The organism is Nonomuraea aurantiaca, assembly GCF_020215705.1.
GTDB lineage: Bacteria > Actinomycetota > Actinomycetes > Streptosporangiales > Streptosporangiaceae > Nonomuraea > Nonomuraea aurantiaca.
This window is the reverse complement of the sequence record NZ_JAIWNB010000038.1, coordinates 1-16,948: the sequence shown is the minus strand read 5'-3', so window position 1 is coordinate 16,948 and position 16,948 is coordinate 1. Positions and strand designations below refer to the sequence as shown.

17 protein-coding genes are annotated in these 16,948 nt (G+C 71.9%); 4 read left to right on the top strand and 13 right to left on the bottom strand.

From position 1 onward, the window contains the following. Window positions 1-93 precede the first annotated feature (93 nt). Window positions 94-1,410: a coiled-coil domain-containing protein gene (locus tag LDL49_RS49435; RefSeq protein ID WP_225301912.1), complete on the top strand. Its 1,317-nt coding sequence runs from the start codon at window positions 94-96 to the stop codon at window positions 1,408-1,410. Window positions 1,411-1,532: 122 nt separating this feature from the next. Here LDL49_RS49435 and LDL49_RS49430 read toward each other — a convergent pair whose 3' ends face one another. The 5 genes from LDL49_RS49430 to LDL49_RS49410 form a co-directional block, all read right to left on the bottom strand. Continuing rightward, a complete protein-coding gene (locus LDL49_RS49430; protein WP_225301911.1) occupies window positions 1,533-2,819 on the bottom strand; it encodes an MFS transporter in 1,287 nt (428 codons plus the stop codon). Continuing rightward, window positions 2,816-3,355 (bottom strand): ArsR/SmtB family transcription factor, encoded by a 540-nt coding sequence (locus LDL49_RS49425; RefSeq protein WP_225301910.1) that lies wholly within the window; start codon window positions 3,353-3,355, stop codon window positions 2,816-2,818. Before LDL49_RS49425 ends, LDL49_RS49430 begins: the two co-directional genes overlap by 4 nt. Window positions 3,356-3,520: 165 nt before the next feature. Continuing rightward, entirely contained in the window at window positions 3,521-4,483 is a 963-nt protein-coding gene (locus LDL49_RS49420; protein WP_225301909.1) for an ABC-2 membrane transporter-related protein, read from the bottom strand. Then, a complete protein-coding gene (locus tag LDL49_RS49415; RefSeq protein WP_225301908.1) occupies window positions 4,480-5,325 on the bottom strand; it encodes an ABC transporter ATP-binding protein in 846 nt (281 codons plus the stop codon). The genes LDL49_RS49420 and LDL49_RS49415 overlap by 4 nt, the downstream gene beginning before the upstream one ends. Continuing rightward, window positions 5,322-5,714, bottom strand: coding sequence for a GntR family transcriptional regulator (locus LDL49_RS49410; RefSeq protein ID WP_225301907.1), 393 nt, complete (start codon window positions 5,712-5,714; stop codon window positions 5,322-5,324). The genes LDL49_RS49415 and LDL49_RS49410 overlap by 4 nt, the downstream gene beginning before the upstream one ends. A gap of 107 nt (window positions 5,715-5,821) precedes the next feature. Here LDL49_RS49410 and LDL49_RS58835 point away from each other — a divergent pair, with 107 nt between their 5' ends. Further along, a complete protein-coding gene (locus tag LDL49_RS58835) occupies window positions 5,822-8,515 on the top strand; it encodes a helix-turn-helix transcriptional regulator (RefSeq protein WP_372470695.1) in 2,694 nt (897 codons plus the stop codon). Between the two features lie 3 nt (window positions 8,516-8,518). Further along, a complete protein-coding gene (locus tag LDL49_RS49400) occupies window positions 8,519-9,397 on the top strand; it encodes an alpha/beta fold hydrolase (protein WP_225301905.1) in 879 nt (292 codons plus the stop codon). 31 nt (window positions 9,398-9,428) lie between these two features. Here LDL49_RS49400 and LDL49_RS49395 read toward each other — a convergent pair whose 3' ends face one another. Next, window positions 9,429-10,544, bottom strand: a complete 1,116-nt coding sequence (locus tag LDL49_RS49395) for an epoxide hydrolase family protein (protein ID WP_225301904.1) — start codon at window positions 10,542-10,544, stop codon at window positions 9,429-9,431. A gap of 62 nt (window positions 10,545-10,606) precedes the next feature. Between LDL49_RS49395 and LDL49_RS49390 the strand changes: the two genes are divergently transcribed. After that, window positions 10,607-11,566, top strand: a complete 960-nt coding sequence (locus LDL49_RS49390) for a helix-turn-helix transcriptional regulator (RefSeq protein WP_225301903.1) — start codon at window positions 10,607-10,609, stop codon at window positions 11,564-11,566. 87 nt (window positions 11,567-11,653) lie between these two features. Here the strand turns inward: LDL49_RS49390 and LDL49_RS49385 are convergent, their stop codons facing one another. From LDL49_RS49385 to LDL49_RS49355, 7 genes are all read right to left on the bottom strand, one after another. Then, window positions 11,654-12,532, bottom strand: coding sequence for an ABC transporter substrate-binding protein (locus LDL49_RS49385; RefSeq protein ID WP_225301902.1), 879 nt, complete (start codon window positions 12,530-12,532; stop codon window positions 11,654-11,656). A 104-nt stretch (window positions 12,533-12,636) separates the two neighbouring features. Next, window positions 12,637-13,392 (bottom strand): SDR family NAD(P)-dependent oxidoreductase, encoded by a 756-nt coding sequence (locus tag LDL49_RS49380; protein WP_225301901.1) that lies wholly within the window; start codon window positions 13,390-13,392, stop codon window positions 12,637-12,639. A 349-nt stretch (window positions 13,393-13,741) separates the two neighbouring features. Further along, window positions 13,742-14,584 (bottom strand): ABC transporter permease, encoded by an 843-nt coding sequence (locus LDL49_RS49375; RefSeq protein WP_225301900.1) that lies wholly within the window; start codon window positions 14,582-14,584, stop codon window positions 13,742-13,744. Beyond that, window positions 14,581-15,483: an ABC transporter ATP-binding protein gene (locus LDL49_RS49370; protein ID WP_225301899.1), complete on the bottom strand. Its 903-nt coding sequence runs from the start codon at window positions 15,481-15,483 to the stop codon at window positions 14,581-14,583. The genes LDL49_RS49375 and LDL49_RS49370 overlap by 4 nt, the downstream gene beginning before the upstream one ends. Window positions 15,484-15,711: 228 nt before the next feature. Then, complete coding sequence (locus tag LDL49_RS49365; protein WP_225301898.1) at window positions 15,712-16,191, bottom strand: Clp protease N-terminal domain-containing protein; 480 nt, start codon at window positions 16,189-16,191, stop codon at window positions 15,712-15,714. Next, window positions 16,188-16,421 carry an RNA polymerase subunit sigma-70 gene (locus LDL49_RS49360; protein ID WP_225301897.1) on the bottom strand — a complete coding sequence of 78 codons (234 nt, stop codon included), beginning with the start codon at window positions 16,419-16,421 and terminating at the stop codon, window positions 16,188-16,190. Before LDL49_RS49360 ends, LDL49_RS49365 begins: the two co-directional genes overlap by 4 nt. A gap of 62 nt (window positions 16,422-16,483) precedes the next feature. After that, window positions 16,484-16,834, bottom strand: a complete 351-nt coding sequence (locus LDL49_RS49355; RefSeq protein WP_225301970.1) for a cytochrome P450 — start codon at window positions 16,832-16,834, stop codon at window positions 16,484-16,486. Window positions 16,835-16,948: the final 114 nt, after the last annotated feature.

Genomic DNA, 16,948 nt, shown 5'->3' with positions numbered 1-16,948 from the left:
TCAGACGCGGCAGGTTCTGGGTCCGCCCAAGGCCCGCCTCTGTCGGCGTCCCGTTCCGCGAAATCCGCCACTTCCTATGAGAAGGCAAGATCAGTGACCATCCCGGACAAGCACGGCGCGCCGCAGGCCGGCGCTCGACAGATCAGCACAGAAGCCACAGTGGTTACGCCGTGCCTGCACTGTGGAGCCCCGATAGAGCAGCGGCGGGGGAGGGGGCGGCCCAAGGCGTACTGCCCGGAAGGCGACTGCCAGGCCGCCGCCAAGCGTGAGCGGGAGATGCGCCGTGCCACGCCCGGGCTGGAGGGGGCGCTGGCGCGGGCCGAGCAGCTGTACGACCGGATGGAAAACGGGCTGAGCGCCGCCATCGAGCCCCTGGCCAGGGCGCTGGCCCAGGAATTGAGTCCGGCCGGGGTCGAGGCGAAGCTCAGCGCCGTACAGGCTGAGGCTCACACGCGGGTCGCCATCGCGCGTACTGAACGGGAGCAGGCGTTCGAGCAGGTACGGCTGTCGCGGGAGGCTGCGGAGCACGCGCGCAGGGAGGCCGGCGTGATGCGGCTGCGCGTGGAGGAGGCCGAGGCAGAGCGGGACACGGCGCTGGCTGACGGTGAGCGGGCTCGCGAGCAGGCGCTGGCCGCGTTGCGGGAGGCGGCCAGCACCGAGCGGCAGGCCCTGCAGTCGGCCGAGGAGGCCGGGCGCCGGGCCGATCTGGCCGAACGGCAGGCCGATGAGGCGGTACGGCGGGCGGAGCTGACCGAGCGGGCCAGGGATCAGGCCCTTCAGGAGCTGGCGGAGCGGGTCGAGGCCGCCGACGGGCGTGCCGCTGAGGCGGAGGCGCGGGCCGTACGAGCGGAGACGGCGGCAGAAGCTCGGGTGGTACGCGCTGAGGAGGAGGCGCAGGCGCAGGTCGTACAGGTGCGGAAGGAGGCCGAAGCCCGAGCCGTGCGGGCGGAAAAGGACGGGGAGGAGCGAGCCGAACAGGCCCGCAAAGAGGCGGCGGCGGCGCTGGCGGAGCGTGATCGCGCACGTGAGGAGGCGACGGAAGCCAGGCGGGCCAGGCAGCTGGCCGAGCGGGACCTGGCCGCGGCCGAGGCCAGGGCGGAGGCGGCCGGGCAGGAGCGGGAACGGGCCGTCACCCGGGCGGAGACCGCCGAACGTGCCGCGGCCGAGGCGCAGCGGGATCGCGCCGTCGCCCTGAACGACGCGGTGAAGGCTCGGGAGCTGGCCGCCGCGGAGATCGCTCAGGCGCGCGAGACGGCGGAGGGCGCGGTGGAGGAACGCGATCGGTTGCGGGGGGAGCTGCGGCTGGAGCGGTCTCGGCTGGAGGACGCCCGTGCTCAGCTGGAGGCGGCTCGGGCGGAGGCCACCCAGCTGCGGGAGCGGGCGGTCGCGGCGGAGCTGCGCGCGGGCTGATGTCCGGCCCCCTCCACGAAAAGCTCACCGATACGGCGATGCGCCAGGCGCCCGAGGCTCCGGGGGCCGAGGCGAGGAAAGCCGAGCTGGGCTTAGCACGGGCTCAACGACCTCGCGGAGCCCTAAATGGCGCCCTCCTGAACGGGTTCACGGGATTCCCGGTGATCTGGATCACCGGCCGGGGCGGCGGCACGCAACGCCGCCTCGACCCGGCGGTTGCCGGTCATGGTCGACGTGACGGCGGTCATGGCGAGGAGGAGGCCGGCGGCGGTGTAGAGCGGGGTGCGTACGTCGTAGGTGGTGGCCAGCCAGCCGCCGAGGAAGGCGCCGAACGGGGCGGCGCACATGGCGAGCATGCGGGAGGTTGAGGCGACCCGGCCCATCAGGTGGGCGGGGACGATCGCCTGTCGGAGGGAGGGGGCGAGCACCATCGTGGCGCCCATGCCCGCGCCGCAGACGGCGAGCGCGAGGCCGGCGACGTACGGGTTCGGGGCGGCGGCAAGGCCCAGGATGGCGAGTCCCTCGACGGCGGCCGTGCAGGTCAGTGCGGTGCCGGTGCCGAGTCGTCGGCCGAGGAAGGAGGCGATGGCCGCGCCGAGCAGTCCGCCGGTGGCCTCCGCCGTGAGGAGCAGGCCGAAGCCGAAGGTGTCGATGCCGAGACGATCGTGCGCGAAGAGCGCGAGTACGGTCTCCACGGCCATGAAGGCGATGTTCCCGACCGCCGGACGTAGCGCGAGCCCGAGCAGCAACTGATCCTTGAATACGTACGAGGCGCCGGCCCGCGCCTGCCGCAGCAGCGACTCATGGGCCTGCGGTACGGGCCGGGGCAGGGCAGGCAGCGACCGTACGAGCAGCGCGGAGAGCGCGAACGACACCGCGTCGGCGAGCAGCGGAACCGCCCGCCCGAGTGCGAGCAGGGCACTGCCCGCGGGCGGCCCCGCGAAGCCGGACGCGGCGGTCTGGGTGCCGCGCAGGCGGGAGTTGGCGCGCTCCAGGAGCACGGGGTCGCGGCCGAGCAGATCCGGCAGATAGGCCGTGGCGGCCGTGTCAAAGAAGAGTCCGCCGAGGCCGAGCAGGAAGGCGGCGGCCGCGAGCAGGGGAATGCTCAGCACGTCGAGCGCGGCCGCCGCCGCCGGTACCGCGAGCAGCAGCGCACGCGCCGCGTCCGTGACCCACATCGTGCGCCGACGGTCCCAGCGGTCCACCAGCGCACCGCCGAGCACCCCGAAGATCAGCCACGGCAGCGTTCCGGCGGCCGTGACGACGGCCAGCCCCATCGGATCCCGCGTCAACGTCAACGCGAGCAGCGGCAGCGCGGCATGCGACACCCCGTCACCGAGCGAGGACACCGTCTGCGCGGTCCACAGCCGTCCGAACCCGGTCGGCAACTTTCGAACGTCTGAGTTCACTTGGCGTCCCTCTCGGCCTGCTCGCGCGGTGCCGGATGGAACAGTGCGAAGACGAGTGACGCGTCCGGCAGCGAGGGATCGGACAGTTCCTGGTATTCGTCCGCGAGTGCCTGCAGCCGCGCCCCCAGCTCCGCGAACTGCTCCTCGGTGAGGCGTAGATGCGCCATCCGTACGTGCCGCGCGCCATCCACCGGCGCCGCCTCCAGGTCCGCCACCGCATGCCGCATCAGCACATCCGGCCCTCCCTGGCCCGGATCCGGCAGCACGATCGCCCGCGCGGCCATTGCGTAGTAGCGCTCGGTGACTCCGCGGACCTTCCGTGTTCGTACCACCTTCACCAGGCCGGCCCGTTCGAGCAGCCGTACGTGGTAGCTGGAACTTCCCTTCGCAAGACCCAATCGCTCGGCGATCTGCGTGATCGTCGCGGGCTCGAAGCGGAGCACGGCCATGATCCGGTGACGCGTGAGGTTGGAGACGGCGCGTAGCTGCTCGTCAGTGGTGACGTGGAACGTCTCAGGAGGATCGTCGGTAGGCATGCGCCCAATGGTCAACGTTTCTTGACCATTGGGCAAGGGGTTTTCGGAATCGGCGGTTTTCCACACCGATCGGACTTGGGCGGCTACCGTCGGCGGCCGGGTATCAGCGGCTGCTGTGGCTGGGGGGCAGGCCGTTCAGGTCAGGCCGCCGCCACCGTGGACCTGTCAGCCGGGGCGGCGCAGGGTGCGGTGTACGGCCAGGCCGACCAAAGCCGCCGACGTGAGCGTCAGGATCGCCGCCTCGGTCCACTGGAAGCGCCAGAACCTCGACGGCGGGTGGTGGTACACCGCGTACCGGTAACCCTTGCCGAACAGGCACGCCTGCCATGCCTCAGCGTTCTTGCTGCTCTGCCCCATGTCCACCCGGCGCGGGCAGCCGCTGCCGACCGGCTCGGCGACCTCTCTCCCGGACGGCTCCACCCAGGCGGCGCTCACCAGCCGGGCGTCGGGATCATCCAGCAGCACGGTGCCGGACAGCTCCGTACGCACCGGCTCGGCGTAGTGGTCGCTCAGCTGGAACAGCGTGAACATCGTCGCCGCCACCCCGGCCACGACCAGCGCCATCGCCGGCAGCGTACGCCGGAACAGGGTGCCGGCCGCGGTGCCGAGCGCGAACGCGTACAGCCACCACGCCGCCGGCTCCACGCCGACCATGTTGAACACCCCGATGTTGCCGAACGTGGAGTCGACTCCCGTCCTGAACACCGGCCGCCACAGGCTCACCATGAGAGACAGCAGCAGCCCGCCCGCCACGACCGCCCCGCCCAGGAGCGACAGCTTGACCGCCAGCCATCGCCGCACGGGCACGGACTGGGTCCAGGCCAGGCGGTGGGTGCCGCGCTCGTACTCGCGGCCGAGCAGCGGCGCGCCCCAGAACGCCCCGATCAACGCCGGCGCCACGAGCGGCATCCATCCGAACACTGAGTAGGCCGCGTTGTAACGCTGTCCGAGCGCCGCCGCCAGGTCTCCGCACGCCACCGCGGGCCCCGGGCAGCCGGGCGGGGCGTGCTCGGCCACGTACCGGCTCGCCTCCAGCGCCGAACCCAGCAGCAGCACGCCCAGCAGCGCCAGGAAGCCCGCCGTCACGAGGAGCTGCGCCCGGTGCTGGCGCCACGTCACCCAGATCACGCGCCCACCCCCGTCAGGCCCGGCAGCGCCGCCGACTCGGGGCTGCGCAGGTAGCCCATGACGAGCTCCTCCAGCCCGGGGCGCCGCGCCTGCCAGCGCGGGTCCAGCGGGGGAGCGCCCCTGACCAGCATGCTGACCTGCCTGCCGGTACGGCTCGCGCCCACCACCTGCGTGCCCGCCGCGGACGCGCCGTCCGGCCCGGTGAGCACGAGATGTCCGTCGAGCAGTTCCTCGATGTCACCGCTGACCTGCAGCCGGCCGCCGTTCAGCACGATCAGCCAGTCACACGTCTCCTCCAGATCGGAGACGACGTGCGAGGACAGCAGCACGGTCAGCTCCCGCCCGGCCACCTCCGCCATGATCGAGCGCATCACGTCGTGGCGGGCGAGGGGGTCGAGGTTGGCCAGCGGTTCGTCCAGGACAAGCAGGTCGGGGCGGCAGGCCAGCGCCAGCGTGACCGCCACCTGCGCCTGCTGCCCGCCCGACAGCCCGCCCACCTTCCGCTCCAGCGGGATGCCCAGCCCGGCGAGCCGGCCGGCAGCGGCGGTGTCGTCCCAGCGGGTGTTCATGCGGCGGCCGAAGGCGAGCATCTCGGCGACGGTGAAGCTGTCGTACAGCGGCTTGTCCTGTGCCACGAACGCCGCCTCGCCGGCCACGCGGACGCTTCCCAGCGCGGGGCGCAGCAGGCCGACGGCCGTGTGCATGATCGTGGTCTTGCCCGCGCCGTTGGGCCCGACGAGCGCCGCCACACGTCCCGTGGGCACGGACAGCGAGCAGTCGCGCAACACCCACGTGCGGCGAAAGCGGACCCCCAGCCCGGTCGCCTCCAGCGCGGGACTCACGCCACGCCCTCCTTCGCGGCGTCGGCCAGGACCACATTGAACAGCGCCCGCAGGTCCTCCTGATCGAGCCCGGCCACGCGGGCGTCGCGCACCCACGCCTCCAGGCCGCGCCGCAGCCGCGTGTGCTCGGCGAGCGTGGCACCCGCGATGCCCTGCCGGACGAACGTCCCCATCCCCGGCCGGCCCTCGACCAGCCCTTCGCGCTCCAGCTCCCGGTACGCCTTGAGCACGGTGTTGGGGTTGATGGCAAGGCTCTCGACCACCTCGCGGGCGGTCGGCAATTGGTCGCCGGGCCGCAGCGTACCGAGCCGGAGCGCCTGTCTGACCTGGTGAACGAGCTGCAGGTACGTCGAAACCCCCGAGCCTCGGTCCAGGTTGAACTCGATCAACAAAACACCCTTTCACTATTTGAGTAGTGAAAGGGTGTTGTATGCGGCCGTCCGTTGTCAACCCATGGTCGTAGGGGACGAGGCGGCATGCGGGCCTCCTACAGTGGGTGTTCGTGCTTTATGGAAGAGCTGTGGAGATCAGCGCACTCGACGAGGTGATCGCGCGGGCCCGCGATGGCTTCGGGGGCGCGGTGGTGTTGCGGGGCACGGCGGGAGCGGGCAAGACCGCCCTGCTTGACGCGGCGGCCGCGCGCGGTGGCGCGATGCGGGTGTTGCGGACCACCGGCGTCGAGTCGGAGTCCGACCTCGCGTTCGCGGCGCTGCACCAGGTGCTGTGGCCGGTGACCGGCTCGCTCGACGCGCTGCCCGAGCCGCAGCGCGTGGCGGTGAGCGCGGCCCTGGGGCTTGCCGAGGGCAGTGCCGGCGATCGGTTCCTGGTGGGGGCCGGCGTGCTCTCGCTGCTGGCCGAGGCCGCCGCGCCGGACGGGCTGATCTGCGTGATCGACGACTTCCAGTGGGTGGACCGGGCTTCGGCCGACGCGCTGCTGTTCGCCGCCAGGCGGTTGGGGACGGAACGGATCGCGATGCTGTTCGCCGTGCGCGGGGACGCTGCTGTCAAGGGTGTACCGCTGACGATGAACGTGCCCGGCCTGCCCGAGTCCGCCGCGGCCGAATTGCTGGAGTCGCGCTGCGGTGAGCTGCCCGCCCAGGTGGCACGGGAGCTGGTCACGTTGACCCGCGCGAACCCGCTCGCCCTGGGCGAGGTCGCCGCTCGCCTGACACGCGCGCAGCTCGCCGGCCGCGAACCGCTGCCCGACCCGCTGCCCGGTGGCGCCCGGCTCTTCGGTGATCGGGTGGCCGCGCTGTCCGCCCCTGCTCGGCTGGTCGCCCTGGCCGCCGCCGTCGAGGCCGACCTCGACCTGGTCCTGCGCGCCACCGCCCGGCTGTTCGCCGAGCAAGCGGTACGGCCCGGTACGAGCACGCGGGTGGCGCTGGCTGAGCTGGAGGAGTCCGGGCTGGCCGGGGTGTCGGGCACGAGCGTGCGCTTTCGCCATCCGCTCATCCGATCCGCGGTGCACGAGGCGGCCGCCCCCGCCGACGTCCGCCGCGTGCACGCCGTCCTCGCGGAGCTGACCTCGGACGACCGCCGCGCCTGGCACCTGGCAGAAGCGGCCCTGGGGCAGGACGAGCAGGTCGCCGCCGCGCTGGTGGCCGCCGCGGACCGGGCGCGTGACCGTGGCGGCTACGGCGCCGCCGCCACCGCCCTGGCCAGGGCCGCCGAGCTGACCCCCGAGCCACGCGCCCGTGCCGTCCGCCTGAAAGACGCCGCCGTCGCGGCCTGGCTCGGCGGCCGCCCTGGACAGGCGGAGTCGCTGCTGGCCGAGGCGCGAGAACGGGCCGGCGGGGACGCCATGCTCGCCATGGAGATCGCCCAGCTCCGGGGCCGGTTCGAGCTGAACTCGGGCAACGCCGCCGAAGCCGTACGGATCCTGGCGGCGGGTGAGAGCCTGGCCATGCTGGCCGACGCCTCAGAGGCGGCCTCGTATGTCGGCGACACTGCGGCCATCGCCGAGCTCGGCCGGCGGGCCGCGGCGCATCCTGAGGGGTTCTTGCGGGACACGGTGGCCGGGATCGGCTTGACGCTGGACGGCGACGCTGCCGGGCCGGGCCTGCTGCGGCGGGCGCTGGCCAGGGTGGGCGAGCTGGCGGACGCGGCGGAGTACCTGTGGGCGGCGGCCGCGGCCAGCTACCTGGGCGAGGCGGACCTGGCGGCGGAGATGGCCGGTCGGGCCGGGCGGGTGGCCAGGGTCTCGGGGATGAGCGGGCAGCTGCCGGTCGTGCTGGAGTTCGTGGCGACGGCCGAGCGCATCGCGGGGCGGCTGGCGCGCAGCCAGGCCGTCTCCGAGGAGGGCCTGGAGCTGGCTCGTGAGGCCGGGTATGAGAACACGGTGGCGGCGCACCTGGCCAACCTGGCGGTGCTGGCGGCGCTGCGGGGCGAGGAGGAGCCCTGCGAGCGGCAGGCCCGCGAGGCGCTGGCCATCGCCGTCCCCCACCGGGTCGGGTTGCGCGCGGGCGTCGCCTCGTACGCGCTGGCGCTGCTCGACCTGTGCCTGGGCCGGTTCGCGGCGGCGCATGACCGTTTCACGGCCATCGCCGCGGCAGGACCGGGTGCCGGGCATCCGACCGTGGTGTGGCGGGCGACCCCGGACCGCGTCGAGGCCGCCGTGGGCGCGGGCGACGAGGCGGGCGCCCGGGCGGCGCTCGCCGCGTACGAGCAGTGGTCGACGCACGCCGCCACGGCCGAGTCGCACGCCCTGCTGGCCCGTTGCCGTGGCCTGGTCGAGTCGTCCGAGGACGCCTTCGGCGAGGCGCTGCGGCTGCACACCAATCCGTTCGAGGCGGCGCGGACGGCCCTGCTGCTGGGTGAGCGCCTGCGCCGGACGCAGCGGCCGGGCGAGGCGCGGACGCATCTGCGGACGGCGTGGGAGACGTTCGAACGGGCGGGCGCCCGGCCATGGGCGCGGCGCGCGCGGGAGGAGCTGCGGGTGGCGGGCGAGAGCGGGCAGGCCCCGCCCGCGGCCGTGCTCGACGCGCTGACCCCGCAGGAACTGCGCATCGCGGGCCTGGTCGCCGATGGGTTGTCGAGCAAGCAGATCGCCGCCCAGCTCTTCCTGAGCCCGCGCACGGTCGAGTATCACCTGTACAAGATCTATCCGAAGCTGGGCATCGGGTCCCGTACGGATCTGGCGCGACTAGTAGTTCTACAGAAGGCGCCCGTAGCCGAAGACGACATGCTTTGAGGCATGCAAAACGTGAACCTCTGGAGCGAAGAGTTCGGCGCCGAGACAGACGCGCCGATCCTGTTGATCATGGGTTCGATGTCGCAGGGCGTCCTGTGGCCGGACGAGTTCGTCGGCCGGCTGACCGCCGGAGGCCGCCGGGTGATCCGGTACGACCACCGCGACACCGGCATGTCGGGCACCGTCGATTTCGCGGCGGAGCCGTACACATGGGATGACATCAAGAACGACGTCTACCGCGTTATGGATGACCACGGCCTGGAGAGCGCGCACCTGGTCTGCCACTCGGCGGGCGGCCTGCTCGGCCAGTTCGTCGCCGTGGAGCGGCCGGAGCGGGTGTGCTCGCTGACCGTCATCGGCTCCTCCCCGCTCGGCGGCGGCGAGGGCCAGGTGATCATGCGGGCCCTGATGGGACAGCCGCAGCCCGAGGGGAGCCTGCCGGAGCCGGCACCGGAGTTCGTGGCCTTCTACCGTACGCTGATGGCCGCCCCGCCACCGGCGGACCGGCGCGCGCGGATCGACGGCATGATCGCCGAGCAGCGCCTGCTGCACGGCACCGGATTGCCGTTCGACGAGGACGCGGCGCGGCGCCTGCAGGAACGGATCTACGACCGGGCCCGCGACCTGTCGGCGGTGGCCAACCACCGGCTGGCCGCCATGGCCAAGCCCGACTTCGAGCCGGTGGGTGTCCTGCATCAGGTGAAGGCACCCACACTGGTCATCGAGGGCAGCCACGAGCCGGCCAAGCCGGGTCACAGCGCGATCATCGCCGAGCAGATCCCAGGAGCGCGGCTGATGATCGTGGCGGGCATGGGGCACACCCTGCCGCCCGAGGTGCACGAGGAGCTGGCCGCCGCCATCCTCGCGCACACGGGCGGGTGACCTGCCGCGAACATGTCCGAGCCGGTCGTGGTCAGCCGAGCGTGCGGAAGAAGCCGCGGATGTCGTCGACCAGCAGGTCGGGCGCGTCGTGCGCGGCGAAGTGGCTGCCCGTGTCATACACGTTCCAGGACACGATGTTCTTGTGGTCGCGTTCGGCGAACGGGCGGATCGACTGGAAGTCCCAGGCGAAGTTCGCCAGCCCGAGCGGCACGGTAGTGGGTTCGGCCGGCTTGTCGGTGGCGTGGAAGTCCTCGTAGTAGAGGCGCGCGGAGGACGCGGCGGTGTTGGTGAGCCAGTAGATCATCGTGTTGGTCAGCACGTAGTCCGGGTCGAGGTTCGGGCCGAGCAGCTGCGCGTTCCAGCCCAGTTGCCCCACCGGCGAGTCGGCCAGCGCGTGTGCCAGGGTCTGTGGGGCGGTCGACTGGAGCTTGTCGTAGGCGCCGCCGTTCTCCAGCCACCACTGCAGGAACTGGACCTTCTTCTGGTCCTCCTCGGACAGATCGGCCAGCTCGGCCGGGTCCCCGGAGGGGAAGGAGAAGATCTGGGTGACGTGCACGCCGATGACGTGCTCGGGATCGTGGCGGCCCACTTCGGGGGAGATGAGCGAGCCGCCGTCGTTGCCGTGCGCGCCGTAGCGCTCGTAGCCGAGGCGGCCCATCAGCGTGGCCCACGCCTTCGCGATCCGGTACCGGTTCCACCCACGCTCGGCGGTGGGGCCGGAGAAGCCGAAACCGGGCACCGAGGGGATCACCAGGTGGAAGGCGTCGGCGGGGTCGCCGCCGTGGGCCCGGGGGTCGCTGAGCGGGCCGAGGACATCCAGGTACTCCACGATGGTGGTCGGCCAGCCGTGCGTGAGCAGTAGCGGCGTGGCGTCCGGCTCGGGTGAGCGGACGTGCAGGAAGTGCACGTTCTGCCCGTCGATGGCCGTGGTGAACTGCGGGTACGCGTTGAGCTTCGCCTCCCACGCGCGCCAGTCGTAGCCGTCGCGCCATCGCTGGACAAGGCTCCTCAGGTACTGCAGCGAGACGCCGTAGTCGTTGCCGGCGTCGGGCAGCTCGTCGGCCCAGCGGACCCGGGCCAGACGCTCGGTCAAGTCGTCCAGGTCGGCCTGCGGGATGTCGATGCGGAATTCGCGGATCTCGGTCATGTCATCGACCCTGCCGGACCATTAGGAAGACTCCGATCCTAATTAGCGGGAATCCTGGAGGAATGTTGGACACCTCCGCCCGCCTCCTGCGGCTGCTCTCCCTCCTGCAAACCCCACGCGACTGGACCGGCACCGAACTCGCCGAGCGCCTCGGGGTGAGCGGGCGGACCGTGCGCACCGACGTGGAGCGCCTGCGCGGCCTCGGCTATCCGGTACTGGCCACGCGCGGCGCCACCGGCGGCTACCGTCTGGGTGCCGGCGCCGCGCTGCCGCCGTTGCTGCTCGACGATGAGGAAGCGGTCGCCGTCACGGTCGGCCTCCGGACCGCCACCAGCGGCGCCATCGCGGGGATCGAGGAGGCGTCCTTGCGGGCACTGGCGAAGCTGGAGCAGGTGCTGCCGTCACGGCTGCGGCGCCGGGTCAACACCCTGCAGACCTACACGGTGCCGGTGCCCCGCGACGACGCCGGCCCCCGCGTCGACCCGTCGATCCTGACCACCCTGACCGCGGTCTGCCGTGACCGGGAACGGCTCCGCTTCGACTACCATGACCATGCCGGTGCGGCCACCGTGCGCACCGCCGAGCCGTACCGGCTGGTCAACTGGGGCCGCCGCTGGTATCTGCTGGCCTGGGACGTCGAACGGGACGACTGGCGCACCTTCCGCGTCGACCGGATCCGGCCTCGCACCCCGACCGGCCCCCGCTTCACACCACGCGACCTGCCCGACGACGACGTGGCTGCATACGTGTCACGCCGGGTGTCCGCCGCCGCCTGGCGCTACCGGGCGCGGGTCACCGTACACGCGCCGGCCGATGTCGTCGCCGATCGGATCAGCCCGGCGGTGGGAACGGTCGAACGCGTCGACGAGCGCACCTGCGTCCTGCACACCGGCGCGGACACGGTCGAGACCCTCGGCGTCTACCTGGGCCTGCTCGGTGAGGACTTCGACGTCACCGGACCGCCGGAACTCCTCACGCACCTGCGCCGGCTCGCCGGCCGCTACGCACGAGCGACTGGCTGACGACCCACGTGTCCGGATCAGCCGGCTCGGCGGATCGCGTTCATGGCGTGTTCCCGGTAGGGCGTGCGCTTCGGCAGCGCCGGGCTCCTAGGGTGTGGTGGTCGCGATGCGGTAGAACTCGGCCGCGGTGACGGTGGCGGGGACGCCGAGTTCGGCGGCGACCGAGGCGATCGCGGTGGCGCCGACATCGAGGTCGGCCTGGCCGTCGGTGTTGAAATACGGTGCGATGAACGTCTCGTAGTGGGCCCGGACCTCTTCCGCGGTGTGTCGGCCGAGGAACGTCCCCATGTGCCGCACCGTGGTGTCGGGATCGTCGCGGATCACCTCCAGGGCGCGCCGATGGGCCCGTACGACGGCCTTGACCGCGGGGTCGTCCGGCCGGACATAGGTGGGGTCGACGGCCACGCCTACGGTGGGGATCTCGAAGTGGTCGCCGACCCAGGCCAGCACCTGCCAGCCGTACTCGGCGGCTATCGCCTCCGGCGCCATGGTGCTGCCGACCAGGGCGGCGTCGATCCTGCCGTCGTTCAGCCGGCGCAGGTCCATGCCGTAGTCGCCGGGCGGGCGGACTATGGTGTCGACGTCGCGGTCCGGGTCGAGGCCGGCCTGGCGCAGGACGATCCGGGCGAAGCAGCCGGGCGCGGTGCGGGGCGCGTGTACCGCCAGCCGCCGGCCGGACAGGTCGGCCAGGGAGGTCAGGCCGGGGCGGGCGAGGAACCAGAACAGCGGGCGGTGGGTGTTGACATTCAGTGCGACCCAGGGGATGCCACCGGCCAGCCGGGTCAGCAGCGCCCGGCCGAGTCCGATGGTGGCGCCATGGCGCAGCCGCTCGTCGTCCCAGGTGCAGCCGTCGCGCAGCGCGACGTGGACGCCCTCGTCGGCGTAGTAGTCCTCCTGGTCGGCGATGTAGGCGGTCAGCTCCTCGTGCAGGCCCCGCCCGACGTAGGTGAGATCGATCGTGTCCATGGACGTCTTCCCTTGATCGTGTCACCGCCACGCGTCCGCGCGTGCCGTGGATCCATGGCGCTGAGCTGACGGGGTGCCGGATGCGGATGCGATAGGACCATCACTTACATGGACATCCCGCCGTCGACCGCGGCCGTGGTGCCGGTCATGAAGCCGTTGTCCTCGCTGGCGTAGAAGGCGACCGCCTGGGCGACGTCGCCGGTGTGTGCCAGGCGGCCCAGGGGAGTGGCGGCCACCTGCTGCCGCTTGTGCTCCTCGTCGAGGGCGTCCGCCGCTATGCGGGTGTCCTCCACCGGGCCGGGCTCGACGACGTTGACCGTGATGCCGCGCGGGCCCAGTTCCTGGGCGAGGTAGCGGGCGAACTGCACCAGTGCGGCCTTGGCCGTGCCCAGCGCGATCATGCCCTGCCGAGGCCGGCGGCTGAGGCCGGTACCGAGATAGATGATGCGTCCCCACCCCTGTTCGGTCATGGCGGGCAGGACGGCTTTGGTGACCACGTACGCCGCACGCATCTCGTCGTCGAGCTTGCCGCCCAGTTCTTCCCACGTCATGTCCTGGAAGGGCTTGATCGCGTACGGGGTGAGCGCGTTGTGCACGAGCACGTCGATGCCGCCCCATGCCGCCTGGACCCGCTCGGTCATGCTCGCGACCGCCGCCACCTCGCGTACGTCGGCCTGCACGGCCATGGCCTGGCCGCCGGCGGCCTCGATGCCGGACACGACCTCCTCGGCCGCCGCGCCGCTGCGGAGGTAGTTGACCACCACGCGCATCCCTCGCGCGGCCAGCAGGCGCGCGGTGGCCGCACCGATTCCGCTGCTGGAGCCTGTCACCAATGCCACCCTGCTGGTCACCCCGGTCACGGGCCCACCTCCTGCTCATCATCGCGGGCCGTCGGTATGACCGCCCGGAGTGGTTCATCGTCGATGCCAGGGGTGGGCTGAGTGGATCGCCCCGAAGAGCACGGTGTCGACGGTCGGCCTTGCGGTCCGGTCGAGGTCGCGTCGCGAGTGCGAGGTGAGTAGTCCGTCGAGTTGCGGCCGTGGTGGCAGGGAACCGGATCTCGGTTTCCTCGCGGATGCGGCACCAGCTATCCGCGGTCGCCTAATGACTCGGTCTCGAGGTACTTCCCCATAGGCTTCGCATACCCGGTCACATGAGGTTCTATCGCCTCGGCACGACGCCGTTGGCGGGGTGACGATCATGGTGTCATCAGACCCGCTGCAGGGCGCGCTCGCGGCGCGCCGTCACGGTTGAGCCGGACTCGCCGCGCGCCATCCGGCGCAGCACCACCGGCGCCAGGAGCAGACCGAGCACCGCCCAGGCCGCGAGGACGCCGACGGTCTCCAGGTGCCGCCAGGATTGGCCGATCTCGATCGCCGCCGCCGGGTCCGGCAGCAGGGCTGATCGCATGCCCAGACCCATCCAGTAGATCGGGAAGGCCTGGGCGATCCATTGCAGCCATTCGGGCAGCGCGGTGATCGGGTAGAAGATGCCGGAGATGCCGATCACGGCGAGGAACGGCAGCTGGATGAGCCCTTGGGCGCGTGCGCTGGTGAACGCCGAGCCCAGGACCGCCCCGAGCGGCAGGGTCGCGACCAGGCCGAGCGCCAGCGTCCAGGCCAGGGTGGGCCAGGAGCCGGGGCCGATCCGCAGGCCCTCGACGATGAGCATGGCGGGCACCAGGAAGATGACCAGATCGGCTAAGAGACCGCCGGAGACCGAGATCACCTTGCCGATGAGATAGGCGGGCATCCCGTGCGGCGTCGCCTTGGCGCGCAGCAGGGTGCCGTCCTCGCGGTCGGCGGTGAGCTGCTGGCTCATGCTGATCATGCCGGTCGCGGCGTTCATTCCCAGGATGCTCGGCAGCGCCAGCATGCCCAGCAGGAGCCCGCTGGATCCGAAGGGCAGGTCCCGGATGAAGAACATGGTGGCCGCCATCAGTCCGGGCCAGAGGAAGTGGGAGAACAGGTCGGCGCCGTTGGTGAACGACTGCCGCAGCTCGATGCGGCCGCGGGTCCAGCCGGTGCGCAGCACGGTCGTGGCGGGGTTCATCGGGTGGCCTCCTGGGCTGATTCGGCCTGGCGGACCAGGGAGAGATAGGTCTGCTCCAGCGAGGCGCGGTGGACTTCGAGCTCGTGGAGGTCGTCGCCGTAGCGGGCGAACAGGTCGCGGGCAAGCCCAGTCGAGTCGGTGGTCCGCTCCGTGAAGCGCTGCCCGCCGCGCAGCCAGCGCACCTCGTCCTCGCCGACGATCCGCTGCGCGAGTTCGCCGGCCGTGCCGTCGGCGATGATCCGCCCGCCATTGAGGACGAGGATGCGGTCGGCCAGCTTCTCGGCCTCGTCCAGATCGTGGGTGGTGAGCAGGACGGTGGTCTCGCCGGTGCCGACGACGCGTCGTACGAGATCGTGGAACTCGTGTCTGGCCTGCGGGTCGAACGAGGCGGTCGGCTCGTCGAGGAACAGCAGCTCGGGACGGCCCACCAGGCCGATCGCCACGTCCAGCCTGCGTCGCTGGCCGCCGGACAGCGTCCTGAGCTTCTTGCCGGCCTGCTCGGTCAGGCCGACCGCCTCGATCAGCTCGTCGGGATGCCAGGGCCGCTTTATCCGCGGAGTGGTGTACGGGGCGTAGTAGGTGCCGAGGTGTGCCAGGAACTCGCGTACGCGCCATTTTCCGTGGTCGCGCCAGGACTGCAGCACTACCCCGAGCCGGGCCCGCCACCGCTCGTCGCCGTGCGCGGGGTCGGTGCCGAGCACCTTGACCTGGCCCTGTGAGCGGGTACGGAAGCCCTCCAGGATCTCGATCGTGGTGGTCTTGCCGGCGCCGTTCGGGCCCAGCAGGGCCAGCACCTCGCCGTGGCGGGCGTGGAAGGTGACGTCGTGCAGGACGTCGACCGAGCCATAGCGCATGCGCAGCCCGCCGACGTCGAGCACGACCTTGTCGCTCGTCGTCATGAGATGACCTTTCTTCGTGGAGTGAGCGCCTCGGCCTGCCGCGCGTGCCGGCGGGAGGCGTTGCGAGGGCATGCCAGATCGCGGCCCGAGCCGAGCGGCCCGCGTCGCTGTACGGGCGGCTGCGGCCGGGCCGGGCCATGGGGAAAGGGGGAGGGGAATCAGGCGGCGTCGAGGAACGCCTGGCCGGAACCGGTCAGGCTGTTCAGCCTGGTCAGGCGTAGCGGCGCTCTACCAGCTGTTCCCGGCGAGCGCCTCCCGGGCGCGGGCCATCAGGTCCACCCGGTCCAGGCCGGCCAGGGCGAGCGCGCGGGGGACGGTGCCGATCTCGGTGTCCAGGACGCCGAGCAGCAGATGCGCCGGACGCAGGTCCTTCTTGCCGGTGGCGGCGGCGTAGCCGCGTTCGATCGCGAGCCGCGCCGAAGCGCCGAACTTCGGCGGCTCGGGGGCGGGGGCGGGCTTGGGGAGGTCGAAGGAGGCGACGCTCACCCCGACCGCGCTCAGGCTGTGCTCGAACTCCCGGTCGAGTGCGTCCCGGATCGCCTGCCGCCCGAGCCCGGCCGCGGCCAGGACACGGTGGGCCGCGGTGCCTTCGTCGGCCGCCATCGCCAGCAGAAGGTGGTGGGCCTCGGTCGCCGCGGAGCCGTCCTCCCGCGCCTCCGCCGCGCCCCACTCCATGATCGCGTTGATGTAGTGATCGATCGCACTCACTGTCGTCTCCTCAGCGCGACTCCGGCGGCGATGAGCCGCTTGGCGTGCTTCTTGTGAACCGCCTGGCGGGTGATGCCGAGGGCCTCGGCGACGTCCGGCCAGCTCCAGCCCGCGCGCATGGCCTGCTCCACAGCGGCGTCCTCCAGCCGATCGGCCAAGAGCCGCAGCGCCACGACGGCCGCCAGCGAGTCGGCGGGATCCTTGGGAACGGGTACGTCTTCGACCGGCATGCAAGCAACCGTAGTTGACTAATCGTCGATAGTCAACCATGGTTGCTTGGAAGGCTCAGGCGTTACCAGGCGACGGGCAGCTCGTGGACGCCGTAGGTGGTCAGGCCGTGCCGGAAGCGGATCTGCTCGATCGGTACCGCCGGCCGCAGGTCCGGCAGCGTGGGCAACGCCACCTGCAACTCCACCCGGGCCAGCGCCTGTCCCAGGCACTGGTGGATGCCGAAGCCGAACGCGACGTGCGTACGGGCGTTGGCGCGGTCGATGTCGAAGGTGTCGGCCTGGGGGAAGGCCGTCGCGTCACGGTTGCCGGCGGGCAAGCCGGCGATCAGCCCTTCCCCGGCTCGCACCGGTTGCCCTCCGATGGTGACGTCCTCCAGGGCTGTAACTTTCAGCGGTAAACGGGTCTGGTGCATTTGCTGGGGAGCGGTCACGGTCGGTGATCTCAGCTCAGTTCAGCAGTGCCATCTTTCTGAGGAGGTCGTAGTTGGCGCGGCCGAACATGAGCCGTTTCAAGAATTTGATCTTGC

Bases quoted from the DNA above. Each gene is read 5' to 3' on its own strand.
- LDL49_RS49425 (WP_225301910.1), bottom strand. From the start codon at position 3,355: ATGCCTACCGACGATCCTCCTGAGACGTTCCACGTCACCACTGACGAG.
- LDL49_RS49400 (WP_225301905.1), top strand. From the start codon at position 8,519: ATGCAAAACGTGAACCTCTGGAGCGAAGAGTTCGGCGCCGAGACAGAC.
- LDL49_RS49395 (WP_225301904.1), bottom strand. From the start codon at position 10,544: ATGACCGAGATCCGCGAATTCCGCATCGACATCCCGCAGGCCGACCTG.
- LDL49_RS49390 (WP_225301903.1), top strand. From the start codon at position 10,607: ATGTTGGACACCTCCGCCCGCCTCCTGCGGCTGCTCTCCCTCCTGCAA.
- LDL49_RS49385 (WP_225301902.1), bottom strand. From the start codon at position 12,532: ATGGACACGATCGATCTCACCTACGTCGGGCGGGGCCTGCACGAGGAG.
- LDL49_RS49375 (WP_225301900.1), bottom strand. From the start codon at position 14,584: ATGAACCCCGCCACGACCGTGCTGCGCACCGGCTGGACCCGCGGCCGC.
- LDL49_RS49370 (WP_225301899.1), bottom strand. From the start codon at position 15,483: ATGACGACGAGCGACAAGGTCGTGCTCGACGTCGGCGGGCTGCGCATG.
- LDL49_RS49360 (WP_225301897.1), bottom strand. From the start codon at position 16,421: ATGCCGGTCGAAGACGTACCCGTTCCCAAGGATCCCGCCGACTCGCTG.
- LDL49_RS49355 (WP_225301970.1), bottom strand. From the start codon at position 16,834: ATGCACCAGACCCGTTTACCGCTGAAAGTTACAGCCCTGGAGGACGTC.